The organism is Shewanella sp. SM95 (assembly GCF_025653595.1).
In the GTDB taxonomy this organism is placed as follows: domain Bacteria; phylum Pseudomonadota; class Gammaproteobacteria; order Enterobacterales; family Shewanellaceae; genus Shewanella; species Shewanella oncorhynchi.
In genome coordinates this window covers 106,152-131,240 of sequence record NZ_JAKKSE010000007.1, presented here as the reverse complement: position 1 = coordinate 131,240, position 25,089 = coordinate 106,152, and the positions used below count along the sequence as shown (strand labels likewise).

The window sequence follows — 25,089 nt, the reverse complement described above, 5'->3', positions numbered from 1 at the left end:
AAAGCCAACATTGGCATTTCCCGCATTGCCAATAACCGAGTATATTTGGCCCATAAAAATGGCTTCTGCCACACTCTCTCTAGGCCACTTCTTTTTAAGCTAACGCTTTAAATAGGAAAGTTAATGTTATCTACCGCCACGATCGAACAAGTTAAAACACATATTAATACCGCAGCCAAAGAATTAGCCGAGCGCCGCGCAGCAGGCACGAGCGGCGATTTACTGATCCCAGAACTAAGGCCAACCAGCTTCGAACAGGCCTTCGCTATTCAACAAGCCGTAGCAGAAATATTTAAGGCAAGCGATAACAATCCTATCGCGGCGTGGAAATGCCTATTACCCACGGCGGAAAAAACCGTCGTAGCGCCTATTTATCAAGATGATGTGTATCAACAATCGACCACTTGCCCACTCTATCCATCGACTAAAGGCCTGGCCCGAGTCGAACCCGAACTCGCCTTCGAGATTGCTCGCGATTTACCGCCAAGAAGCACGCCTTATACAGAGGCTGAAATCGACGAGGCCTTAGGTAACATTCGTTTAGCGCTAGAATTGATCAAAAGCCGCTACCACACACCCAGTGAAGCGACGCATTTTGATGCCCTCGCCGATGGCTTAGTCAATCAAGGACTGTGGTTAGGGCCAGTGCTTAATCCGCAAGAAGGTTTAGAAATGAGCTGTTTTGAACTCAGCGTTGATATTGCCAATGACGAGCACCAGCAAAGCGACACACTGCAAAAAACCGCCATTCATCCTAACGGTTTCCCTAAGGCGGGACTCTACTGGTTAGTTAACTTTTTATCCGCCCAAGGCATTGGCTTAACTCAAGGGCAATATGTGATCACAGGTTCCTACGCGGGAGTTTTAGATCTACCGCTCAATCAGCACTGCCAATTCCACTACGGCGAGCTAGGCCAGTTTGGTTTGCAGTTTGTCGCTAAATGAGTCGTGAAATACACAGTGCCAAGCCCATCTGCAAGGTGAGAAGGTAGGCAAAAACTTGCCTTCTAAAATCCCCAAAGTGACCAACAGCCTGAAAACAAGCTTGTATCAAGGGTGAAACATTTGTATTATCCAAGAGGATCAAATATAAGGATATACAAGATGTTATATGGAAAAATATTACCCTTAGCGAGTCTACTGGCCTTAACCTTAAGCACCTCACTTGCCTTAAACGCCTCGGAAAACACCTTTTCCCAAGCCTACAGTGACTACCAAGCCGCACTCAAACAAGGGAATAACACCCAAGTAGAAGCCAGTGCCAAAAGGGCCTTTGAATTGGGCGAAGCTCAATATGCGAAGGACAGTGTCGATCTGGCCAATCTGGCAATGAACTGGGCTGGTGCGCTCAAAACTATGGCCATGCCTAATCTCTTTGACGGTGATAATGCGGCGAAAACGGCTAAGGCCTATGAGTTATATCAACTCGCATTAAGCAATTATAAAAAGCATTACGGCGAGCATGCTGCCGAGCTTATCGACCCGCTACTCGGCGCAGCAGAAACGGCTCCTAAGCTGGTTTTGGCTAAGGAACTTTTAGATAGCACGCTGAAAATTGCAGAAAAAACAACAAATAAAAAGCTGTTGGCTGATGTAAAGATGGCAACCTTTGATCGCTTCACCAACACAGGATTGTATACGACTCAGGTAAGGGAGTATGCCTTCGAGGCCTATGAAACTTACAAAGAGATCCTACCCGAAAATGCCCTAGACAGAGTCAAAGCTACCTATGTAGTGGGTGCCGTTGAGTATGCAGAAAAGCATGATGACAAGGCGATTCCATTGCTTTTAGAAGTAGTTAAGCAGTTTGAAGCCCTTAACTTTAGCCATCCCTATGCATTAAGTGCCCACGCTTATTTAGTCGAACTGTATGAGCGTCAAGGAAAGCGTGACGAATCCACCGCTCACTGTATTGCTATCGGCAAGATGAGCCCCTGGGCCGACACTCAGGAGCAACAACCGCTGTTTCGTACGGTACCAAAATACCCCAAGTCCTACCTCCTACAACGTAAAAGCGGCTATGTGACCCTTAACTTCACTGTTGATGAGATGGGATTTGTGAAAAACCCTGAAGTGCTCGAATCCAAAGGCGGTGTGCTATTTGAGAAATCCACACTAAAAATGATCGAAGAATGGCGTTATGCCCCTAAGTTTGACAATGGCAAACCAGTGCAAGCTCAAACCACGGTGCGTATAGATTACTATGTTGATAAATCTTAATATTTTTCAGTAATCTATAAAAGATTATTTCACCTCATAACCTAGCCCATCGCTCACACTCGATGGGCTTTTTTCATCCTGCGCTGCAATCTGCCCCTGACTTAAACTCTGCTTGAGTTGGCTAAGACAGGTTTGGCAAATACACGCATCGGCAGACGGTAAAATGGGGCTGATTGCCCCTTGCTGCGAATCTGATGCTTGCGCTTGCAACACCGCCAAAGGCGGAAACACCTGCTGCGCACACCAACAATCCTCAATACCCTTACCAACAATCACCGCACATTGATTCGCGCCTTTGCACAGGGGGCAAATTTGCGCAGCTTCTAACTTAGGTTGTTCCGATGGCTGAGACACGGTAATCCTTATTGCAAGATAAGTTGTTATAGCGCGGAGATCATAATGGTTTTTCAATAAGCGCGGGATAGATTATTCAATGAAGCAAGGTGCTCATGTCAATTCAGCGTGCAAATTAACACCTCAGTGTTTCTTATCCTTCAATTGGTTATATTCATCAAGTTATCTAACTTAAATTATATTTGGGTGTATTCATTTAGCTCAGAGAGCCGCATTCCTGCGTTATAGCAAGTGCGTTCGCAGATCCATACATGATGGGTGCGATTTGTGTTGATACTAATGCTGACTGAATAAGCCTTATATGGCCTTAATAAAATGAGTGGAATGAAGCGTCAATAGATATAACTGTTGGCTAAGGAGCGGGCTTTAGCACGTCCCAGTGATCGGAGCGAAAGGTTTGAACCTTTTGTTGAACAAAGCCACTTTACGAAGATTGCCTTAGCTAGTTTCTTCGGTAGTGGAGAATTTGGCTAGATAGTATTTTGTCAGCACCTCTTTGGACGCTCGAGCATAAAGCTCGCCAAAACATGAAGATAGGGACTCTCTTTCGCATGAAAATATTGGTGAGAGTTGGCCAATTCTTCCTCGTGAAATATGAAAAAGTTGAACTGTTTTACTATCAGTTATCAAGAAAAAATCGCATTGAGTCCAGAGGCAATAGCTTTTGGCTTGGTTGTGTGCATTTAGGAGTTCTTGTTGTTTAAGTAGACGCCCTTCTTTTTTTGCCTCAACCGTTAGCAATGGTTGATTTTTCAATGACTCCTCACTGTTGTTAAATAGAGCAAAATCTATGACAAGGGTTGTATTTCGTGAACCATGGGCAGCGGGAACGGGCATGCCATCGAATCTATCATTCTCCGAATAACCAAGGCGAATTAGCAATGGAATGATGAACTTTGTTTCAACTTCTTTTTCTGTTCGGAGATCTAGTTCTGAAATTTTATCGAACCAGCCATCAGCATTCCATGTTGATAATACTGATGGTACTTGTTGCTCTGGAAGTACATTACAGGATAAATATATCCAGTCCTGCAGTGATATTTCCCAGCGTTCTCCAAACCTAACAATTGGAGGGTTGATTGATAGGCCTTCATAAGTTAACAATTCTGTAATTTTTGCAGTATTAGTGTCTGATCTTTTTTCGTAGCCAAACTTAGTCAGTAAGGTACGTAATTTTAGACGCTTTGATCCTGTAGATGATTTCTCTACATCGAATTTAATTGCACTAGCGATACTTTCATCTGATTGTCTTAAGGGCATACGCAGTCTCAATAAAGGTTACATCTAACAGGGTAATACTCGCACTTCTAATAAAATGAAAACTGTATAGAGTTGGAGATTGGAATGATATGAATAATTCAATTATGCCAATAAGTTAGCATCGAACTCGGTGTGCTATCAACATTTTTATTCAAACAGAAAAATGGGACACGCACAACTCTTTCCAGATTAACAGCCAACACCTAGACTACAGAAGTTCATCATCCCCTCGGAGTTGCCGCAGGGCATTTGTGTTCGTTGCGTGATCGAGGCATGGATGCCGAGATAGCGTCAGTCGAATCAGGGACGAGCGTCTGACGCGATAGCATAAGGACGCTAAATGCCCAAGGGGCTTTCAACTCCGTTAGGGGCGTCTTGGAGAATCCAAGGAGGATAGGACGAGCAGTCCTCCTTGGTCGGGTGTGGGGTGAAGCCCCACGACCTTGATTCACCTCGGCCGTAAGGCCGCAATGACTAAACATATACATAATCAGGTATGGGACAAAGCTCCAAGACTTTGATTTATCTCGACCGTAAGGCCGTATTGATCTTATACAAGACAACCGCCTGCCCCATGGCCGCTTTTTGGCATCCATGCCATCACGGCATTTGTGAATCCTTTCACATCAGACGGGCGGTCGAGCATCCAAGGATGGACTGGCTGCGTGTCGGTGAGCGAATGCAATGACTCAACTATACGTTGATACCTGCAAACGCGAAGATCCCAACAACTAAAATCACAGATGACTCAGTACAATTTATCAACGCATGTTTGACCCATTAAAAAGCCAGTAAAGATAACCTCTACTGGCTTTTTGGTTCATGAAAATAGGTCTTAACTCAAACTCATCTCAAAACTGGCCTAACGCTTTGGGCTATGACTTCTTAGGAAAAATCGGATAGGACTCAGTGCCTAACACTTTGCCATCAACAGCGAGACCATAGTAATCGCTGTCATTATGGTATTTATCCTGCGCTTGCTTTACATCACCTTTGCTACGTGGGTCCTGCGGACGCTCGTGGGAGTTGATGTAAGCGGCAACATCCCAAGCCTGTTGGTTCGTCAACTGCATACTCTTACCAAAGGGCATGTTTTCATAAATGAAAAATGCGGCAGTATTGACCCTGTGCATTCCCGCTCCCCAGTTATAACTTTGAGCTCCCCACAGCGGGGGCAATGCATACACACCCGCTATGGCTTGACCTTGCCCATCAACACCATGGCAAGTTTGGCAATGGGCGACATACACGGCTTTACCCCGTTCAGGTGAATAGGCTTGTTCGGGTTTTGGGATCTCAGGATAAGCTCGACCCGGCAAGTTAGCACGTTGCTCAACTGTCATCGCCTTAGCTAATGCCTCTGGTAGTGGGAAGTCATCCCGCTTGGCACCTTTGACTAACTCAGCATCACTGATCTCAGGAACAGGGCCACTGATATTAGCCTCATCCATCAAGCCGCCCATGCCTAACCAATAGGCGTAGGCAGAAAGCGCCACTAATTCAGGGCTACCTGATGCAGGGGCTTTACCATTCATCGAATAGTTAAAACAGCCTTGGATGCGTTCTTCAAAGCTACTGACTTTATTGTCTTTTTTACGATACGCCGGATAAGCAAAATACGCACCCCAAAGGGGTGATGCATTGGCTTTACGGCCTGCATCCATATGGCAATTGGTACAGTTAAGCTCATTACCCACATACTTATCACGCAGCTGTTGGGTATTCACAAACAGTTGATAACCTAAACGCACTTTGTCACCAAAGGCGCCTTCGGGAATCGCACTCAAAGGTCTAGGGGTAAGATAGGTTTGATCTGCTACCTTAGGGAAAGAAGGCAGCGGAGCTTGCTTATCTGGGCGTTCTTGTACTGGCTCAGTTTCAGCTTGCGCCTGAACGGTTAATGACCCCATCGCGGCCAGTAATAACATTGCGGAATATTTCATGGCCGGCTCCTTATTTTAAATTCGCAAAGTAGTTGGCTAACGCATCAATCTCGGCGACGGTGAGCTTATTCGCGACGCTCCCCATCATGCCATCGACGTCACCTTTACGTGTTCCCGACTGCCACGCCAATAATTGCGTTTTGATATAACTCGCCTGTTGACCTGCTAAGCGGGGAAATAAGCCACCACCTAATGCAGAAGGACCATGGCAGGTCACGCAGGCTGGTAAACCACGGGACCAATCACCTTGATAGGCTAAACGGGCGGTATCGTCATTAAAAACAACTTGTTCACCGCGGATAACAGGCTTGACGTCATTGGCAGGCTTTGCAGAAAAATAGCTCGACACTTGCTCAATACCGTCACCTTGGAGCGTCATTGCCATCGGCATCATGGTCGCGTTTTGGCGAACGCCCGCTTGGAAATGCTGCAATTGTATCGAGATATATTCTTTAGATAATCCCGCTAATCGAGGGCCAAGTGGTTCAATACCCTCACCCGCAGCCCCATGGCAAGACACACATAACTGTGCAGCTTGTGGCATAACGTTCATCGATTGTTTGTCAGAAGGCTCGGCGGCAGCGGCATAGCCGCTACATAGCGTTAAGCCTATGACTAATGTTTTAATCTTCATGTTCTATCCTTGAAGAGAATTAAGCTCTAAAGCATAGGGGTTATTGTTATTTATGTTTGTGCTCACACACTAAACCCATTTTAAAATCAGCCGCTCATTTTTAAAACAGCCAATAAATGAGCCTTAACATTCATTAAGAGTCACTTATTGTTCAATTCAAACGGGATAAATTTACCTTACTCTGTACAAGGTTAAGCTGCAAGCCTTCAAGACTTAATGGCCTGCTCAATAACCAAACCGCGTCGATTCGAAACGATTCAATAACTTATGTATCAAATAGCATAAAAGTAACGTGCCAACGATAGCGATTAAAATACTGCTCACTCGATATAAGGCACTGAAGATTAAGTCGTTACCTGGGGTCAAATACTGCCCAAACAAAATCCCTAACGTGGTCATAGCACCAAAACCGACACCTGAGCCATTCGCCTCGCGCACATGGGCTTGGCTAAAAATCATCAGTCCAATCCACAGCAAGGGGACAACTAACATCAATAGCCCTGACCAATCATAGAGCAGCAACTGCACGAGTATCCCAAACGACACCCCCAACAGGGTGCCTATGGCGCGCTTACGGGCGTAGTCGAGTGCACCATTCCAATGCATAGGAAACAATAGCAAAAGAGTGGTCGCTTGAGCCGACATCGAATCCCGCAGATCAAATATTTGGAACACCAGAAACGATGCCGTCGCTATGGTCGCACCGAGCAAGGCTTCGTGGCGCATTCGATGCGGCGCCTTAGGCCCAGGTTTGTAAGCCGCTCTTGGTTCAACATCGGGCCAGAGTGCAGTCATAGCGTAGGCGATAACTACTGAAAGTGCGGTCGCCCAAAAGTTACTGAAAACTAAGTCGTTTAAGTCAACGCCGGGATAGCTTGCAAAGTGCAGCATGATACTGAGACTCAGCACACCGTTGGCACCAAAGAGAAACAAACTGCCGCGGGACATGGCCGCAAAGCGGTATAAAAATAATAGGAAAACGATGGGAGTCATCATGCTGGGATGGCTGCCAAAGAAACCGCCGAGTAACCCAACCTCTAACCCAGCCATGGCAGATGAAGCCAATAATTGGCGCATAGCATGACCATTCATCACTGGCACTAATCCGAGTAGTAGCATAGGTGTCACAGTGAAGAAGACTCCATTGCTCCAACCAAAAATTTTACACAGGGTAAAACCTAAGGTCGCGCCAGTCGCAATCCGTAAACACTGGCGTAAATCGTTGGCCGTCAATGGGCTATGGCGTAGTAACATGCTCGTCGCCTTGTTCTATCGATACATTAAATGAGGATGTTTAGCTGGCTTATGCTGCGTTCACACTTATGTTGCTTTGAAGCTTTCACTCAAGCGACTCGTGGCAAATACAAACCACCGCGAGTCACTTGTGCTCGTCAACACAGATAAGTACTAATGGATATGCCGATAAATATGCTGGTAAATACGCTAGTAAACATTCTAGTAAATAGGCTAGTAAATATAGTGCAGCAAGCTGATTGCTTTAATCTGCACCTTAGCGAGCAAGCTAAACAGGCTATTCTCGGGCAGCAGTTGCACGGTCGCGCGCGCACCCGCAGGTAAGCTGTTGATTGCCATACCATCTAACACTAGATGTAATCTCAATCTTTGGGCATCACGTACCCAACGGTCCGATTCCTGCGGCGCGGCTAAACGGCCATTGGCATCGAATTGCCCAGCACTCACGCCCGCATCGACACTGCTCACCGTCGCACGATATAAACGCCCAGGTTCGCCATCGAACGCAATCAAAGCGGTCGAAGAAGCATTCACGCCACGCAGGCTCTTCTCGCGAAAATCGGCAATAATATCCACTTTATCCGATACCACGGCCAACAGAGGTTGCCCCACGGTCGCAAAACTACCGACTTCTAATTGCAAGTTAGTCACTATCCCATCTTGATCGGCACGTATTTGGGTGTAAGACAGATTAAGCTCGGCTTGGGCTAAATGGTTTTGCGCCTGACGCACTTTAAGATTCTCTTCGCCATAACTGCCACGACTCACTTTGAGTTTTTCTAAACGCGCATTGGCGGCAAGCACATTAGCTTCAGCAGCTGCGGCATCGCTATCGGCTAGCTCCTTTTGCTGCTGCGATACGCCATGGGTGGCATACAGGGCATCGAGACGTTTAGCCTCACTGCGTTTTTGTTGTGAGGTAGTTTTATTGGCATTGACCTCGGCCTTAGCAGCCAGTAGCGAAGCATCTAACTCAGCATTATCTTGACGGGCTTGCTCTAAGGCCAATTTAGCTTGCGATACCGCTAACTCATAGGGTGCGGGATCGACTTGAAACAACAAATCACCCTTGGCAACCGCTTGGTTATTGGTCACGGCTATAGTCTGGATTTTACCGCTGATCTGCGGTGTCACTTTCGTCACTACACGGGTCGCCATGGCTTGAGGCGTCAATGGCATCATAGTGTCGGCCAGCATGAAATAGCCAAAAACCATCACAAAGCCAAACATGGCAAATTTTACTAAACGGGCAAACTGTTGATCCGGTGTCATCTTCTTTCTCACAAAAGGGTGTCTGTAACCTTGGTTAATTTGGCGCTGGCGTTGTCGCTGATCAGGCTAATAATGCGTTCAAATTCGCTCAACTCTTCAGCACTGATCCCGCCTAATAACTCACGGCGCACTTGAATAATCCGCGCTTCCATTTGCTTTAAAACATCTAATCCCGCTGGCGTCAGGCTCACAATCCTTGCCCGCTTATCTTTGTCACAACAATGACGCTCGACTAAACCTTGCTCTTCTAATTGCCCTAAGGTGCGCATTAGCGAAGCCAATTCAATTTCTAAGGCATCGGCCAACACTTTTTGGCTAACACTGTCGCCTAAACGCAGCAGTTTCCAAAGGGCAGTCCAACGGGGATGAGTTAATCCTAAAGGTGCCAGCTCAACATCGGCCACGGTACGCCACAGTCGATGCAGACGGCCTAAATGCTCCGCCAGTGATAACTCTTTTAGTCGCTCTAATTCTTTTTGCATCTTGCTCACCCACTTAGTTAGCGTGCTAAGCATTATACTTAGTTAGCAGGCTAAGTAAATATTTAGGCCCAAAATAGATCTGTGTCCAAGGGCACGAAACGAGCGTAAGAGGGAATAAATAACTTAAAAAGGTTCGCGCCCTCTCAAATCTTATCAAGTTGTATCTCTATAATATCAAACGGATAAATTGAGTTGATTTGCACATGAATTGGAGGCTGTTTTGATAAATCTAAAAATTAGTACGAGGATCGTTATTGGGATCTGTCTATTACTGTTAACAGTAATGAGCTTTATCATGCCGCTCGTTCTCTCTGAATTCAGTCGCCAAGTTGCAGAATCCGAGCAAAGAGAACTCCATAAGATCTATGAAACCGCTGTTGCCGAGATAGCCTCATCGGGCAAATTAGCCGAAGCAATGGCAACCATCATCTCACTCACGCCAGAAGTTCAAAGCACCTTTGCAACAGGTGAACGTGATGAACTCACCGCGCGTACCTTACCTATATTTACCCAACTTAAGCGCGATTTTGCGGTTCAGCAATTCCAATTTCATAGGCCACCAGCCACTTCTTTTTTACGCTTGCATCGTCCTGAAAAATTTGGCGATGATCTCACCAGCATACGCAAGACCATAGTTGAAACAAATAGCCAAAAGCGCCCTCTTTACGGCTTGGAATATGGAGTGGAAGGATTAGGTATTCGTGGTTTAGTTCCAATGAGTTACAACGGGCAACACACAGGATCAGTTGAGTTTGGCATGTCCTTTGGTCAACCCTTTTTTGATAATTTTAAACAAGCCTATCAAGCAGAAATTGCTCTCATCTTGCCAGATGATTCTGGATATAAGTTATTTGGCGCTACATTCACGCCTGATACCCAAGCGACAGATGAACTCAATAACGTCATGCAAGGCCATGAAGTCATACGCACTATTTCCTTAAATAACAAAACCTACGCCCTGTATCGCCACGCCATAAAAGATTACTCAGGAAACGTGTTTGGCGTACTCGATATTGCGATGGATAGAACCCATTCAGAACAAGCGATAGCGGATATTCGCCTTAAGTTGATCCTTATCGGTTTAGTGGCTCTGGTCATTGGAACTGCCATTGCTTGGTTTATTGCCAAAGGCATTACTCGCCCTATCGCTGAAACCACCCAAGCCATGAATGATATCGCTGAAGGTGAAGGCGATTTAACCCGCAGAATCGCGGTAAAAGGTAAGGATGAAATTGCTGAATTATCGATGGGATTCAACCGCTTTGTAGAAAAAATCCACAACACAGTTTCCCACGTCGCCGACTCAACAAGCCTGCTCGCCACCTCTGCTGAAGAAATGTCGAGCATTACGCGGGAAACCCAGAAGATGGCGAGTCGTCAGCACCTCGAAACCGAGCAAGTTGCCACCGCAATGAATGAAATGGCCGCAACGGTTCACGAAGTTGCCCATAACGCGACCGATGCGGCCGATGCCGCCAATCATGCCAATGACTCAACCGAACAAGGCAAATTGGTTGTACAAAAAGTGGTAACCACTATCGCCATATTAGCCGAGGAAATAGCCACAGCAGCGAGTGAAATCAATGAATTAGAGCGTAATACCGCTGAAATTGATTCTGTACTTGTGGTTATCCGTAATATTGCCGACCAAACTAATTTACTCGCACTCAATGCGGCAATTGAAGCCGCAAGGGCGGGTGAACAAGGTCGAGGATTTGCGGTCGTTGCCGATGAAGTACGCACTCTGGCGAGCCGTACTCAAGCATCTACAACGGAAATTCAGCAGATGATCGAAGCACTTCAGCATAAAGCTAAGTCCACAGTCAATGCGATGGAAACCAGCACCCGTACCACCCAAAGCTGTGTATCCCAAGTTCACCAAGCGGGTGAAGCACTCGAAGCCATTACCCATGCGGTTTCCACCATTAGCCAGATGAATATCCAGATCGCCAGCGCTGCAAATGAGCAATGTGCGGTTTCGGCTGAGATTAATAAAAATGTTAATAACATCAATGATATTGCGACCAATGCGACAGATAGTGCGGTACAAACCGCACGCGCTGGCGATGAACTTGCCCAACTCGCAGCCCGTTTAACAACTTTATTAGCTCAATTTAGAATTTAAACAAAACAAAACGCCGCATTCTCTGCGGCGTTTTTATTCGCTTATTTTATAAGGTTTTATTTAGGACGCACGCCTAAAGTGTGGCAAATCGCGTAGGTCAATTCGGCGCGATTTAAGGTGTAAAAATGGAAATCCTTCACGCCTTCGCGGGACAGCACTTTCACCATGTCGATGGCCACGTTTGCCCCCACCAATTGGCGTGTACCCGCATCGTTTTCTAGACCGTCGAATTGCTTATGTAACCAATTCGGTAACGACACATTGGTCATGCCCGCGAAACGTTTTAGCTGGGTAAAGTTAGTCACAGGTAAAATACCCGGCACAATTTCAACGTCGATACCGGCGGCAACGCAGCGATCACGAAAACGCAGGTAAGATTCCACATCGAAGAAAAATTGGGTAATGGCACGGCTGGCGCCCGCATCAATCTTGCGCTTAAGGTTGATCAAATCAGCCTGTGCATTACTCGCATCGGGATGCACTTCTGGATAGGCCGCAACTGAAATATCAAAGTCAGCCACTGAGCGCAGTAAACGCACTAAATCGACCGCAAAACGAGTGGGCTTGGGGCTGCCCGCAGGTAAATCACCCCGCAGTGCCACTATGTCACGAATGCCCGATTTCCAGTAATGCTTAGCCAGTTCTAACAGCTCTTCATCGCTGGCATCCACTAAGGTTAAGTGCGGCGCGGCAACGAGGTCGGTTTCCTGTTGGATACGTTCAATCACGCCGTGGGTGCGATCGCGAACACCTGAGTTAGCACCGTAAGTCACAGACACAAACTTAGGATTCAGCGGCTCTAAACGACGGATAGAGTTCCACAGGATCTGTTCCATTTCGGGGGTCGATGGCGGGAAAAACTCAAAAGAAACATTAATATCGCCATTAAGCTCAGACAAGCTCTGGTTCAGCGATTGTGAATGTTGTGCGTGATGAAAAGCCATGTGTATTTCCTCAACCGCCCTTGGCGCTACTCTTTGCTATTATGAATTAGTTCAAATGGACGTTCGGACGTCTATATGTCCATATACTAGAGAAACTGAGATGTAAGTCAAGCCAAAAAATGTCCATAAACCGCATTTAATCTCGGTTAATTCGATAGATTTATTCTAGCCAATAAAAAAGGACTCGAATGAGTCCTTTAAGCTGCTGAATTTCAGTCTACTCTTGCAAGAGATCGCGACAGATCTGCGTTAGATCCGACTGCACCGCCGCCGCGGTCACTTCGCGTCCTGCGCCCGGTCCACGGATGATCAACGGGTTACCTTGATAGAAGACGCTGCGGATCACAAACACGTTATCGCCTGGGGTCAAATTAGCGTAGGGATGATGGGCATCAATCCATTGCAAACCGACTTCGGCTTTGAGCTCTGGGCCGCTGTTGTCTAAGGATGCCACATATCTGAGCACCTTATTTTGCTCCGCCGCCGCACCATACTGTTGCAGCAGATCGGCATCTAACTCGGCAATGCGGGTGAGAAATTGATCTAAGGGAATATCCGCCAAAGCGGCTGGTACGAGTGAGCGCAGCTCAATATCTTCAAGCTCGATTTCAAGGCCTATTTCACGGGCCAAAATAAGCAGTTTACGCTGCATATCACGGCCGGAGAGATCATCGCGGGGATCGGGTTCAGTGATGCCTAAACCTCTGGCTTCAATCACTAATTCAGAGAAAGGCTTGCTGGTATCGTATTTCTCAAACAACCAACACAAGGTGCCAGAGAAAATCCCACCTACCGCTTCAACGCTATCACCGCTGTTACGCAGATCATTTAGCGCATGTTGGATGGGTAAACCTGCGCCACAACTGGCGTTATAGCGCCAAAATAAGCGACGGTTACCCAGTTGCTGCTTTAACTCTCGATAGAAAGGCAGTGGACCCGAGCCCGCAAGTTTATTCGCGCTCACCACATGGATGCCACGCTCGAACAATTCTGGATATTGCAGCGTCAAACTGGCGCTGGCACTGATATCTAAGGCCACCAGCTCATCGCAGTTAACTTGCTCTAATTGCTCGAATAAATGTTCATACTGCCAAGGCGTTGCTTCAGTATTAAACTCTGTTTGCCACGCGGCAAGATTAATCCCAGTGGATTTAATCAAGGCTTTACTCGAACTGACTAAACCGACTAACTCAACACTGGCTTCGAGTTCATGGTCCAATGATGGTGAAACCGACTTAAACAGATCGATCCAAGCCTCACCGATATTACCCACACCGAGCAGCAGGACACCAATGCGTTTACGCGGGCCAGCGCAGCGACGATGGACTTTTTGGGTTAACAGATTCACCTGTGACTGGGGCACTAACGTCACTAAACTTAAATCGCCACTGAACAAAGGTTTAGCATCACGGCTCAGTAAACGGGCAAAGCTGCGACGATAATGTTCGGCGTCGGCACTCACTAATGCGACTAAACCAAAATCTGTATTGATCTGCTGCTCGCTGATCCCTAATGCTCCTGCCTCGGCATCGAGTAATCTTTGAACTTGTTTTTGATTCTCAGCGGTATAGGCAAGTTCAACCCTTTGATGGGCAGAGGTCCAATGGGCCAATGGCGTTAAACCCGCGGCGATCAATAAATCTAATAAACGGGTTAACTCACCCGTGAGTTTAAAGCCGAACAGGACAACAGCATTGAGATTAGTCACCACAGGCGCGCTCGCCGACGAACTGTGGGGCGCGATTAAGGTAAAGTCGGTGTGGGACGCATAACTTGAACGCACCGCTAAGCTCACTTCGGTATTGAATAACGGCTGCAAAGTGCGCGAATGCAATACTGGCGAGCCTAAACGCGCTAGGCGATCGGCTTCGGCAAGTGACATGCTTTTCAGTAACTTGGCATCGTTGATTTTATTAGGATCGGCGTTGAACACCCCTTCCACATCGGTCCAAATGGTCACGCGCTCGATATCAGCGAGACTCGCAATCAGGCTGGCGCTAAAATCTGAACCATTACGACCAAGTAACAAGGTATCGCCACGCTCGTTAGCGCAGATAAAGCCGGTGATCACCAGCCGTTCATTTGGGTGGGCGGCTAATAGGGCTTGTACTTTAGCGCGGGATTCTTGTACCCGAATTTGCGGCACAGCGGCTTCATCGGCCACTAAAATTGAACAGGCATCCACATGGCTTGCCGCCACGCCCGATTCACGCAGCAGCGCCGCCATCAGGCGTGCCGACCAACGTTCGCCAAAGCTTACCACATGGTTAATTTGGTAATCGTTGCGGGTATCTAAGGACAATAAGCTGATGAGCTGCGCTTTATCCGTGGCCAAACGCTCACGCAGATCGCGGGCTTGTTCATTCGACAACAACTGCTCAATCAACCCCTGTTGGTAGCTGATCAGCACTTGTAACTCTTCTTGCCATAGCTGACCCGCATCACGCAGCGCTAATAATTTATACAGGAAATTCGTGCTTTTACCCGCCGCAGAGACCACCACAAGATCATCACTATGACCGTGGGTTAACAGGATATGGGCGACTCGGCGATAACAATCGGCATCCGCTAAACTGGAGCCACCAAATTTATGTAAGTGACAACGTGCCATCTATTATTCCTCTACTGACAAGCCGCAACGGCGGCTAATCCTGCTTGAATATCTGCAACTAAATCGGCGGCATCTTCAATACCCACCGATAGACGCAATAGGGTGTCCTTAATACCAGCCTCGAAGCGCGCCTGCGGCTCCATGGCTCTGTGGGTCATAGTGGCGGGCACTGCCACTAAACTTTCGACGCCACCTAAACTTTCCGCCACGCTAAATAAGCTGAGTGCACCTAAAAAGGCCACCACTTCGGCCTCGCCGCCTTTGAGCTCAAAGCTCAGCATAGCGCCAAAGCCCTGTTGTTGCTTGGCCGCAATGGCGTGACCTGGGTGATCCGCAAGCCCTGGGTAATAGACTTTACTCACCACAGGGCTTTGCGTTAATACCTCAATAATACGCTGGGCATTGGTTTGATGCTCGCGAATACGCACAGCTAAGGTACGCAGGCCTCGCAGGGTCAGATAACTGTCAAAGGCTGACCCCGTTAAGCCTAGAGTGTTCGACCACCAATGTAAGCTTTCGCCGATTTGCGCGTCTTTGGCGACCACTGCGCCGCCGACTACATCGCTGTGACCATTGATATATTTAGTGGTGGAGTGGATAACGATATCCGCGCCTAACAATAGGGGTTGTTGCAATATCGGCGATAAAAAGGTGTTATCGACCACCACCAGCGCGCCGACCTCATGGCTCACCTTAGCAATGGCTTCGATATCTACCACACGCAATAACGGGTTCGATGGGGTTTCGAGCCACACCATCTTAGGATTCTGGGCAATGGCGGCGGCTAACGCTTGGCTGTCGGTTTGGTCGACCACAATGAGCTTAAACTGGCCTTTCTTCGCCAAGTTGGTAAATAAACGGTAGGAACCGCCATAGCAATCATGGGGCACAACCAATAGGTCATCGGGGCCGAGCAAAGTCGTCACTAAGGTGATGGCCGCCATGCCAGTGCAGGTCACTATGCCAGTGGCACCCTTTTCTAATTGCGCTAATGCTTCGCCTAAAATGCAGCGCGTTGGGTTGCCTGAACGACTGTAATCGAATTCGCGGGGATTTTTATGACCATCGAAGGCGTAATTAGTCGACAAATAAATCGGTGGCACAACTGCGCCATATTGAGTATCGCTTTCGATACCCTGACGCACAGCCAGTGTGGCTAATTGACGCTCTGCCATGGGTGGACTCCTAAATTCGGTAGACTGATAGAGATGTCTGGACGTCTAAATGTACCTAAGCCCAACGCCATCGTCAATAGGCGTGAAGACGTTTAGACGTCTGAACATAAAGAAATCTGTTTGCAATCACAAAGAAATAGTAGCAATAATTTGACTGTTCTTTGTAAGGGTTTAAAATCTGCCCCGAATTTAGCGTTATAACAGGTGAGTCAATGACTGAATGGAATGGGGAATACATCAGCCCCTATGCTGAACATGGCAAGAAGAATGAACAAGTAAAAAAAATTACTGTGTCTATTCCGCTCAAAGTGCTTAAGGTCCTCACGGACGAACGTACTCGTCGTCAGGTCAATAATTTGCGTCACGCCACCAACAGCGAGCTGTTGTGTGAGGCATTTTTGCACGCCTACACTGGCCAGCCATTGCCCAACGATGAAGATCTGTCAAAAGATAACCCAGACAGCATTCCCGCCGAAGCCAAGTTGTTGATGGATCAAATGGGAATAGAGTGGGAAGACATGGAATAGCGACTCGTCGCTTTCAAAGTCATATCACAGTGCTCATCAATAGGGATCGTTAACGATCCCTTTTTGTTTATACCCAAGCGACTTCAAACTTTAAATTTCACCATCTTGAGTTGGTTTGGGATATAGGAAATCCTATGTTTTCTATGATAGATCCACAGACACTCGCCTTAGCCTCGCTGGTCGTGTTTCTGGGCGCATTAACCCAAAGTCTTATTGGGTTTGGGCTTGCGGTTGTCGCCAGTCCTTTGCTGTATATCGTCGATCCACAACTTGTACCTGCGCCTGTTATTGCTATGGGTTTCTCCATCGCCCTGCTGACCTTAGTGCGTGAACGCGGTCACTTAGAATTCAATGGCTTGCAATATGCGCTCATAGGCCGCGTGCCCGGCGGTTTTATCGGCGCGAGCCTGTTGCTGTTTGCGCCTCAACCCATACTCGGTTTATCCATCGCCGCCATTGTGACTGTCGCAGTGATCCTCAGCCTGTATAAATTCAGCCTGCCAGTGAATAAGAAAACCCTCTTCGGTGCGGGCGTGGTTTCAGGGATCTTCGGCAATATCGCCGCGATTGGTGGCCCGCCGATGGCGATTTTGTTGGCAGGCAAAGATGCCTCGCAGTTTCGCGCTGCCCTGTCGGCCTTTTTCATTTTTAGCTCCATGATTGCACTGATCATTTTAGCGATCACTGGCTTATTAGAATTAAAACATCTGTGGCTGTCGTTGATGCTGCTCCCCTCAGTGATTTTAGGTTACTTAGTCGCAGGACGATTAGTGGGCCGTGTCGATAAAGAGAAGACAAAGATGGCGACGTTAGTCCTGTGCAGTATCAGCGCCTTAGTGCTAACGATGAAGTCGGTTATCGAGTTATTACCCCAATAAGCGTCCCGCTTGTAATGGCAAATCATCTGAAGATTCAAACAATAAAAAAGCACTGACATTGCCAGTGCTTTTTCTTTATCTATCAATATGTAAAGCCAGCTTACACTCAGCTTAAATAGCTTTGCCCTGCGTACACAATAAAGTGTCTTAAGGCGAGTACGCCCGTTAAGCTCGCACAAGCCACCATGATCATCGCGCCCTTAGTGTGGCGAGTCGCGGCGGGTAGCAGCATAAACAGCAATGGAATACCAAAGCCAATACCGACAACGCCTATCCAGAACACGCTTGCCCATAGCCCAGACGTTAACGATGCTAAGGCCGCAGCCGCCGCGCCGCCCTTGAAGTACAAGGCGCAGAACAACATGAACAGGAACAGGATTTCAATCGCCATCACAGGCAATTCTAAACCGTGCATCTTCACTAAGGTTTTGTCGTGGCTGTCCGTCTTAAACATCAGCAACGCCAGTACCGCATTTGCCGCAGCGCCCGCCGATAGACCTGACACTAAAAACAGCGCAGGCAGTACCGCAGTGTTGAGCATAGGATAGGCATTCATCGCCGAAATTAAGAAGCCAGTGTAAGCCCCTACGCCAATGGCGAGGACAAACAACAATACTTCAATCAGCTTTCGAAATGGCATAAGTAACTTAGCGATAGGTGTTAGGAAACCCAAACCCCATTTTGGTAAGTCATCCCGCAGCACAATAATGGCGTACGCAAAAGCTAAGGGAGAATACGCCAGCAGCGCCAGTACCCCGATTGCCATCACAGACTGGAAGTTATAGTGAATTAAGATCAACCAGAAGTGGAATGGTTTGGTTAAGTCAAACACTAAGCAAGCTAGACCTAAGCTAATTGCTACAGGCCCAATAATGGCTGCCGCCTTAAGAATGCTGCTTTCAGCTCCCGCGCTGAGTTCCTTATTCGCCCAGCGTAAACCAATGCCAATCAATAAACTGCCCGCGGATAACCCCGCCATAAACAGGTAAACGGCGATGACCCAGTGCCAAGTGACAGGATCATATTGCGCCATGTCGCCCCAAGTATTGTTCATAATCAAATCCCCCCTCTTTTGGTAGGAACGCGATATACCCTAGGTTTTGTGCCCAAATGGGTTTTATCTTGGTAAGTGATTTTAGTGTTGAGCATGATGGCCACTTCACTGCTTGGATCATTGGCATCACCAAACACTAAGGCATCGGTTGGACACACTGTCACACACGCTGGCTCTTCGCCCCGTGCTAAACGACTGTCTTTACAGAAGTTACACTTATCCGCCGCCTTGGTTTCTGGGTTCATAAAGCGCACTTTATAAGGGCACGCTGCCACACAGTACATACAGCCGACACACTTCTCGGTATGGATAGAGATAATGCCGTCTTCACCCACATAGGCCGCGCCTGTTGGGCACACCTTAACGCAGGGTGCATCTTCACATTGCTGGCAAGATACCCTGTGATATTTGAAATGCAGATTGGGCATCTCACCAAAGGGGCCTTCCACACGCACTTGCAGACGAGTTACGCCTTCGGGTACGCCATTTTCACTGCGACACGCCACGTTACAAGCTTGGCAGCCGATGCACTTATTCTCGTCGTGCACCATTACATATCGTTTATTCATTTAAGCCTCCGATTAGCGCTTTGCCAGCGTGACGCCCGTGGTGTGCACTGTCATGCCACACACAGGAGCAGTAACGTGCGGCAGTAAGTTACCGCAGTGGATACCTTTGCCCGTTGCTCTGACCAACTCTTTGTTTTTAGAACCAAAGCCCATGTAAGCAAACACAGTATCTTGGCGAATACCCGGCGTGACTAAGGCATGGCCTTCTTCTGTGCCAACACTGCTGGTGAGGCGGATTGGGTCGCCATTGCTGATCCCTAATTTGCCCGCAGTAACAGGGTGAACCCACACAGCGTTATCCGACATCAGGTTAGCGAGCATAGGCACATTGTGGGTTGCGCCATTGGTGTGCACCGCCACTTTGCCTTGGATAAAGTACAGCTCATCTGCTTTTTTAAGATTCACTTCGCGGAACTTGATCACCCCACGGCCCGGTGCCATGGCTTCGACTTTCGCGGAAGTGAGTTCAATCTTGCCACTAGGGGTTTTAAAGGTCAGTGCGCTGGCGTAAGTGCCGTCTTCATCGGCAGGTCGCGCATTGGGGTATGCCTTAATAAACTCGGCAACCATCTTAGGCTCGCACAACATAATTGGCTTACCGAAGCTCACAAAACCTTCGTCTTTGATCCGGCGCAGCAGGTCAGTGTCGCGGTTCACCTGCAGCATTTGCAGGGTTTCCATGTTTTCCCATGGATAGAACTCGCCAAGGCCCATAGCCACACCCACATCCTTAAAGATCTGCCAAGAAGGCTTAGTATCACCTAAGGTTTCAACGACCCGTTGGCGCACATAATAGGCCGGATTTTTACCTGACTTATCAGCAATTTCTTCATCACGTTCAAGATAAGTCGATTCAGGTAAAATCACGTCCGCATAGGCGGCGGTTTCGCTGATATACACATCACACACGGCGATAAAGTCGAGCTTTTTCATCGCTTCAACAACGCGTGCTCTGTCTGTCATGGTTTGCATTGGGTTAGTGCGTGACATCACCCAGCCGTGTAACTGGTAAGGTACAGCGCTTAACGTGGCATCGAGAATGGTTTGGTAAACGCCGCCCGATGTCCACATCATGGCGTACTGTTCTTCCACCTGATCGATACGTTTCGCTGCTGGTTTTGGCATGTCTTTCACGCCAGGTTTTGCCAATACGGGCGCAACCGCTTCACCGGCAAGCTTGTTGTAATCACCGGGTTTCTGGCCAATATAAATCCCGCCCTTACGCTCAATATTACCAATCAAGACGTTAGCGGCGTAAAGGGCGCGGCGCATCTCAAACTCTTCGGTGGTAAAGGTGGCTCTGTGACCAAAATCGACCACAGCATGGGGTGCTTTAGCGGCATATTCGTGGGCGATACGACGAATGTCTTTGGCAGGCACATCGGAGATGGTTTCAGCCCATTCAGGGGTATAGGCTTTCACTTCGGCGGCAAAGGCTTCGAAGCCTTCCACATAACGCGCGACAAATGCCTTGTCGTAAAGATTATCTTCAATCAATACATGGCATAACGCCAAGGCGACGGCCACGTCTGTTCCGGGACGAATGGCGTACCATTCATCGGCCTTGTCGGCCACAATGGAGAATCTTGGCTCGAACACCACCAGCTTGGCACCTTTGTCCATTTGCGCCGCCATCATGCCGCGGGTTTCGGACATATTGATGCCTTCGTACAGGTTATGGCCGAAGTTAATGATGTATTTAGAGTTACTTAAATCACGTTTGACCTTAGTGCCAAAAATAGCCTTAGCGGCAATTTCATAACCACCAGGGCAAGTCGACGCGTGGGTAAAGGTATTTGGACTACCAAAGGCGGTCGCAAGGTGAAACAAATGCTTTTCTTGTGAGCCAGATTTTGACGAGAATGCCACGGCTTCTGGGCCATGTTCTTTTTTGATTTTATTGAGGTTTTCAGCGATTAATTTATAAGCTTCATCCCAACTGATCTCAGCCCATTTGCCTTCGCCGCGCTCACCGACCCGCTTTAACGGTTTAACGATACGCTGTGGATCGTACAATAAACTATGGCCTGCGCCGCCACGGGCACACACTTTACCGCCAAAGGATTTAGCGGCCTTGTTGCCACTAATGAAGACGTTTTTGCCCTCAATCACCCGCGCCGAAATCGGGCAGCGAGTCGAACACATTTCACAAATACTGGCAATGTCTTTGCCCATGCCCTTTAGCTGCTTATTCTCTAATGCCGCTAAGCTGCCCGGCAGCAGACTGGCAGCAGACTGGCCAGCGCACACGTGGCGCTGCTCGCTCCTGCTCCCTTTAAAAAGGTTCGCCTATTAAGCTCAATCATGGTTACCTCCATCACGCTCATCCCACCCGTCAGTCGCCACATTTGACGCCATCGAGCAGAGGTTTGCTCACTGATTTGATTACTTTTTTAGTTATAAAGCGTTAAAACAGCGCCACCATATCTTCAAAATACACGGCATACACTGAATACACTGCTCATCCACAGAGATTGTTATCCCGAAAGAGGTAGGTGGGTATTGTGGTAAACCACATGGGGAAGCTCGGTGTGATCTACCGCAACTAAAACCTAAGACTGACCTTGAAATACGTGAATAAGATCAACAGGCTTATTGGGAACAGGCTTTACATCGACGGAGAAGACAGAAAAAAGCCGCCAGTTTGGACACTGGCGGCTTAGAAGAAAACTGACATTACAGTCAATTACGATAACCCTAGCAGGATAAGAACATCTCACTAGCGGGCGCAAACTGATTACAATCGCATTAATCCATTAACTCTATATCGAGGCAGTTGAGCAGCCGAATCGCTTCGTCGCGGCTAAACTTAGCGCCTTTGATTTTATTGTTAAAAATGTCGATATCGTAATTGGATGCCTCGCTGAAATCCGCCTCCAATAATTGAGTTCGGCCAAACAGACTATGACTAAAATCCGTGTAGGTGAAATTGGCTTGATTAAAACTGCCCTCGCGAAAATCGACATCGTGGGCCTTACACTCTTCGATGATAATTTCATCGAGGGACAAACCTAAAAATGAGCAATCATTTAGAATGCATTGTTTAAAGGAAAAGGGCGCGGCAAAGGATAAACGCGACCACGCGGCTCGGGTCCAATCGATACCGACTAACTTGCACTCTTCAAACTCCACCCCGCTGAACTGACACTGGGGCACTTTTACTAAACTTAAGTTGCAACGCACAAAGCGGCAATCGATAAACTTGCACTTACGGAAAGTGCTCTCGCTAAAATGGCAGTCTTGGAAGCAGCAATCCTCGAACTCGATTCCCTGTAGATCTTGGGCTAATTCCGACAAACCATTGAACTGTTTTGATAAAAAACTATTGCCCTGCAAAGCCGCGCTTTGCGCGAGTTGCGATGGCGCAAGCACTGATTGTTTAAGTACAGGCACTTCTTTCTGTGACGACATAACACCTCTAATCCTGCCCCATCCCCAGCAATAAAATATGCAGGGCAATTGGGCTAGATACTGCTTATTGTTTACTCTCTGATACGAGGCTTAAGACTCACCGGCTAAATGCTCGCGACGAGTTCCTCAAGCTGATCGGTCGCCTTAGACCAACCCTGATGAAACCCCATATCCTCATGATTCTGCCTATCTTCGCTATTCCAATGCAGCACCCGCGCAGTGTACTTGGTCTTACCATCTATAGGTTCAAACATGATGGTTGCCGTCATAAAGGCTTTATCGGACGGCACCCAAGCCTCAGTAAAGGCATCGGTAAATACGATGCGCTCATTCTCAACCACCTCGAGATACACGCCACGATTCGGGAAATCCTGTCCCTCAGGGCTGCGCATCACGATCACATTTGAACCACCGGCACGCACATCTAAGCTCGCGCTAGCCACAGTCCACGGCCTTGGCGTAAACCAAATTTTGAGGAGTTCTGGCTCGGTCCACGCGCGGAACAGCTTTTCTGGCGGCGCATCGATAATCCGCTCTAATACTAGCTCTCGTTGATTATCATTATGTACATGCTGACTTGTGCTCATATTCCCTCCATTGGATATTTGGCTTGATGGTCTTGTCGGCTGCAGCTACGTCATAAGCTCGCACATCAGCGCGCTAAAATACAGCCCTTCAACATTAGCTCGTCCGCAGAACACCAGCCCTCCATCATGCTCAGTACTGAGTGTTAGCGCGTGATTCCCTTGCAAATCCTTACGCCCGCTAGATTCAAGCCACAGAACTATAACAGAGCAGTGTAAAGATCTGTGCAAAGAGCGATGCAAATAGCCGTGGCAAATTTTGTCAAAAAAGGTAGAATGTCGCCACTTTTTCGCGGCAGTCTAGAACAAGGTTCTCTCGGATTAATGGTTAGCATTTTCGAGCAAAATGGCACGGGCCCAGCCCGCTTTCGCAGACCACTTTCACTGTGGTGCCAACCTTGCCCTGCGTTTGTTCCCTCCCTTGAATTATCTCCACCCAACACAATTCAAACACCGCCCGAAAATACCCCTTTTGCTGTTCAAGATTTAACATCAAATCCCGCAAACTGGCTGAGCGCTTTACGCCCTAAGCCAAGTGCGAATAATAAAGCGGTTGCAATGAATCTGGCTGTTGCTAACGCCATAGTCCATCTGCAAACCGACACTTATAAAAACCTTATCCCTACACTCTCTATCCTAAGGAATACTCGTCATGAGTCTTGCTGATTCCGTATTAGCCGTGAATAACGATTTGCCAATCCGCACCGACAGCCCAGTCCACAGCGGCAAGGTTCGCAGCGTTTACTGGCTAACCGATGCCGACAGCCGCCGTTTAATCAAAACCAAGGGTTATAACGTCCCCGAAGATACCCCGCTCGCCATCATGGTGATCAGCGACCGTATCTCGGCCTTCGACTGTATCTTCCACGGTGAAGGTGGCCTCAAAGGCATTCCCGGTAAAGGCGCGGCATTAAACGCGATTTCTAACCACTGGTTTAAACTGTTCGCCGAAAACGGCCTAGCCGACAGCCATATTTTGGATATCCCGCACCCGTTCGTATGGATAGTCCAGAAAGCCCGCCCCATTAAAGTCGAAGCCATTTGCCGCCAGTACATCACAGGCTCAATGTGGCGCGCTTACTCTAAGGGCGAGCGCGTATTCTGTGGCATCACACTGCCAGAAGGCTTAGAGAAAGATCAAAAGCTCCCTGAGCTGTTAATCACCCCATCGACTAAGGGTATTTTAACCGGCATCCCAGGCGTGCCAGCCCAAGATGACGTGAACATCAGCCGCAGCGATATCGAAGCCAACTACCAAGCCTTTGGCTTTGAAAAGTTAGAAGATATCGACCTGTACGAGAAGCTGTTAAAGGATGGCTTTAAAGTGATTTCAGCCGCGCTGGCAAAACTTGACCAAGTGTTTGTCGACACTAAATTTGAGTTCGGTTATGTGACCGATAAAGATGGCCATTCAAAACTGATTTACATGGATGAAGTCGGTACTCCAGACTCATCACGTATTTGGGACGGCGCCGCCTACCGCGATGGCAAGATTTTGGAAAACTCCAAAGAAGGTTTCCGCCAATTCCTGCTAAATCATTTCCCCGATCCTGATGTACTGCTCAATAAAGACAGAATGCCAGAGCGTGAAGCCCTCGCCCGCGACAATGACCTCCCACTTGAGGCCATGATGCAAGTGTCACGCACTTACACCGGCGTTGCCGAGAAAGTGACTGGCGCTCCAATCCCGCTGCCAGCGAATCCAAAGGCAGATATCATCAAGATACTCAAAGATGAGTATGATCTGATTGTGTAATAGAGAGTTGTAATCAAATCTGAGGTTTTGGGTGGT

At 47.9% G+C, this 25,089-nt stretch carries 21 protein-coding genes and 1 pseudogene; 7 read left to right on the top strand and 15 right to left on the bottom strand.

Annotation, left to right across the window (positions count from 1 at the left end; genetic code table 11):
* Positions 1 to 123 precede the first annotated feature (123 nt).
* A complete protein-coding gene (locus L5M29_RS10405; RefSeq protein ID WP_263167731.1) occupies positions 124 to 945 on the top strand; it encodes a hydratase in 822 nt (273 codons plus the stop codon).
* A 159-nt stretch (positions 946 to 1,104) separates the two neighbouring features.
* A complete protein-coding gene (locus L5M29_RS10400; RefSeq protein WP_263167730.1) occupies positions 1,105 to 2,220 on the top strand; it encodes an energy transducer TonB in 1,116 nt (371 codons plus the stop codon).
* Positions 2,221 to 2,244: 24 nt separating this feature from the next.
* Here the strand turns inward: L5M29_RS10400 and L5M29_RS10395 are convergent, their stop codons facing one another.
* The 7 genes from L5M29_RS10395 to slyA all read right to left on the bottom strand — a co-directional run bounded on the left by L5M29_RS10395 (position 2,245) and on the right by slyA (position 9,419).
* Complete coding sequence (locus L5M29_RS10395; RefSeq protein ID WP_263167729.1) at positions 2,245 to 2,574, bottom strand: cysteine-rich CWC family protein; 330 nt, start codon at positions 2,572 to 2,574, stop codon at positions 2,245 to 2,247.
* Positions 2,575 to 3,012: 438 nt separating this feature from the next.
* The gene (locus L5M29_RS10390; protein WP_263167728.1) at positions 3,013 to 3,834 is read right to left on the bottom strand and encodes a type I restriction enzyme HsdR N-terminal domain-containing protein; all 822 of its coding nucleotides are present in this window, start codon (positions 3,832 to 3,834) and stop codon (positions 3,013 to 3,015) included.
* A gap of 875 nt (positions 3,835 to 4,709) precedes the next feature.
* Positions 4,710 to 5,777 (bottom strand): c-type cytochrome, encoded by a 1,068-nt coding sequence (locus L5M29_RS10385; RefSeq protein ID WP_263167727.1) that lies wholly within the window; start codon positions 5,775 to 5,777, stop codon positions 4,710 to 4,712.
* Between the two features lie 10 nt (positions 5,778 to 5,787).
* Complete coding sequence (locus L5M29_RS10380) at positions 5,788 to 6,411, bottom strand: c-type cytochrome (protein ID WP_263167726.1); 624 nt, start codon at positions 6,409 to 6,411, stop codon at positions 5,788 to 5,790.
* 225 nt (positions 6,412 to 6,636) lie between these two features.
* Positions 6,637 to 7,665 (bottom strand): DUF2955 domain-containing protein, encoded by a 1,029-nt coding sequence (locus L5M29_RS10375; protein ID WP_263167725.1) that lies wholly within the window; start codon positions 7,663 to 7,665, stop codon positions 6,637 to 6,639.
* Positions 7,666 to 7,878: 213 nt separating this feature from the next.
* Positions 7,879 to 8,937: an HlyD family secretion protein gene (locus tag L5M29_RS10370; RefSeq protein ID WP_263167724.1), complete on the bottom strand. Its 1,059-nt coding sequence runs from the start codon at positions 8,935 to 8,937 to the stop codon at positions 7,879 to 7,881.
* An 8-nt stretch (positions 8,938 to 8,945) separates the two neighbouring features.
* Positions 8,946 to 9,419 (bottom strand): transcriptional regulator SlyA, encoded by a 474-nt coding sequence (slyA, locus tag L5M29_RS10365; RefSeq protein WP_105251323.1) that lies wholly within the window; start codon positions 9,417 to 9,419, stop codon positions 8,946 to 8,948.
* Positions 9,420 to 9,642: 223 nt separating this feature from the next.
* On the opposite strand from slyA, the gene L5M29_RS10360 reads away from it, so the two are divergent.
* Entirely contained in the window at positions 9,643 to 11,544 is a 1,902-nt protein-coding gene (locus L5M29_RS10360; RefSeq protein WP_263167772.1) for a methyl-accepting chemotaxis protein, read from the top strand.
* Between the two features lie 56 nt (positions 11,545 to 11,600).
* Here the strand turns inward: L5M29_RS10360 and metF are convergent, their stop codons facing one another.
* The 3 genes from metF to metB all read right to left on the bottom strand — a co-directional run bounded on the left by metF (position 11,601) and on the right by metB (position 16,274).
* A complete protein-coding gene (gene metF / locus L5M29_RS10355; protein ID WP_012088154.1) occupies positions 11,601 to 12,488 on the bottom strand; it encodes a methylenetetrahydrofolate reductase in 888 nt (295 codons plus the stop codon).
* 217 nt (positions 12,489 to 12,705) lie between these two features.
* Positions 12,706 to 15,099, bottom strand: coding sequence for a bifunctional aspartate kinase/homoserine dehydrogenase II (locus L5M29_RS10350; RefSeq protein WP_263167723.1), 2,394 nt, complete (start codon positions 15,097 to 15,099; stop codon positions 12,706 to 12,708).
* Positions 15,100 to 15,110: 11 nt separating this feature from the next.
* Positions 15,111 to 16,274 carry a cystathionine gamma-synthase gene (gene metB / locus L5M29_RS10345; protein ID WP_212600086.1) on the bottom strand — a complete coding sequence of 388 codons (1,164 nt, stop codon included), beginning with the start codon at positions 16,272 to 16,274 and terminating at the stop codon, positions 15,111 to 15,113.
* A 212-nt stretch (positions 16,275 to 16,486) separates the two neighbouring features.
* Between metB and metJ the strand changes: the two genes are divergently transcribed.
* Both metJ and L5M29_RS10335 read left to right on the top strand, forming a co-directional pair.
* The gene (gene metJ, locus L5M29_RS10340) at positions 16,487 to 16,801 is read left to right on the top strand and encodes a met regulon transcriptional regulator MetJ (RefSeq protein ID WP_105251319.1); all 315 of its coding nucleotides are present in this window, start codon (positions 16,487 to 16,489) and stop codon (positions 16,799 to 16,801) included.
* A 134-nt stretch (positions 16,802 to 16,935) separates the two neighbouring features.
* On the top strand, positions 16,936 to 17,679 hold the full coding sequence (locus L5M29_RS10335) for a sulfite exporter TauE/SafE family protein (RefSeq protein WP_263167722.1): 744 nt from the start codon (positions 16,936 to 16,938) through the stop codon (positions 17,677 to 17,679).
* A 106-nt stretch (positions 17,680 to 17,785) separates the two neighbouring features.
* Here L5M29_RS10335 and nrfD read toward each other — a convergent pair whose 3' ends face one another.
* The 5 genes and pseudogenes from nrfD to L5M29_RS10310 form a co-directional block, all read right to left on the bottom strand.
* Positions 17,786 to 18,733, bottom strand: a complete 948-nt coding sequence (gene nrfD, locus L5M29_RS10330; protein WP_105251317.1) for an NrfD/PsrC family molybdoenzyme membrane anchor subunit — start codon at positions 18,731 to 18,733, stop codon at positions 17,786 to 17,788.
* Between the two features lie 2 nt (positions 18,734 to 18,735).
* Positions 18,736 to 19,302, bottom strand: a complete 567-nt coding sequence (locus tag L5M29_RS10325; protein WP_198573398.1) for a 4Fe-4S dicluster domain-containing protein — start codon at positions 19,300 to 19,302, stop codon at positions 18,736 to 18,738.
* Between the two features lie 12 nt (positions 19,303 to 19,314).
* Positions 19,315 to 21,608: pseudogene (gene phsA, locus L5M29_RS10320) on the bottom strand (thiosulfate reductase PhsA).
* 442 nt (positions 21,609 to 22,050) lie between these two features.
* A complete protein-coding gene (locus L5M29_RS10315) occupies positions 22,051 to 22,713 on the bottom strand; it encodes a pentapeptide repeat-containing protein (protein WP_168825635.1) in 663 nt (220 codons plus the stop codon).
* A gap of 104 nt (positions 22,714 to 22,817) precedes the next feature.
* Positions 22,818 to 23,300, bottom strand: a complete 483-nt coding sequence (locus L5M29_RS10310; RefSeq protein WP_198573395.1) for an SRPBCC family protein — start codon at positions 23,298 to 23,300, stop codon at positions 22,818 to 22,820.
* A gap of 234 nt (positions 23,301 to 23,534) precedes the next feature.
* On the opposite strand from L5M29_RS10310, the gene L5M29_RS10305 reads away from it, so the two are divergent.
* Complete coding sequence (locus tag L5M29_RS10305; protein ID WP_317633249.1) at positions 23,535 to 23,963, top strand: hypothetical protein; 429 nt, start codon at positions 23,535 to 23,537, stop codon at positions 23,961 to 23,963.
* Complete coding sequence (locus L5M29_RS10300; protein ID WP_263148715.1) at positions 23,950 to 25,053, top strand: phosphoribosylaminoimidazolesuccinocarboxamide synthase; 1,104 nt, start codon at positions 23,950 to 23,952, stop codon at positions 25,051 to 25,053. Before L5M29_RS10305 ends, L5M29_RS10300 begins: the two co-directional genes overlap by 14 nt.
* Positions 25,054 to 25,089 lie beyond the last annotated feature (36 nt).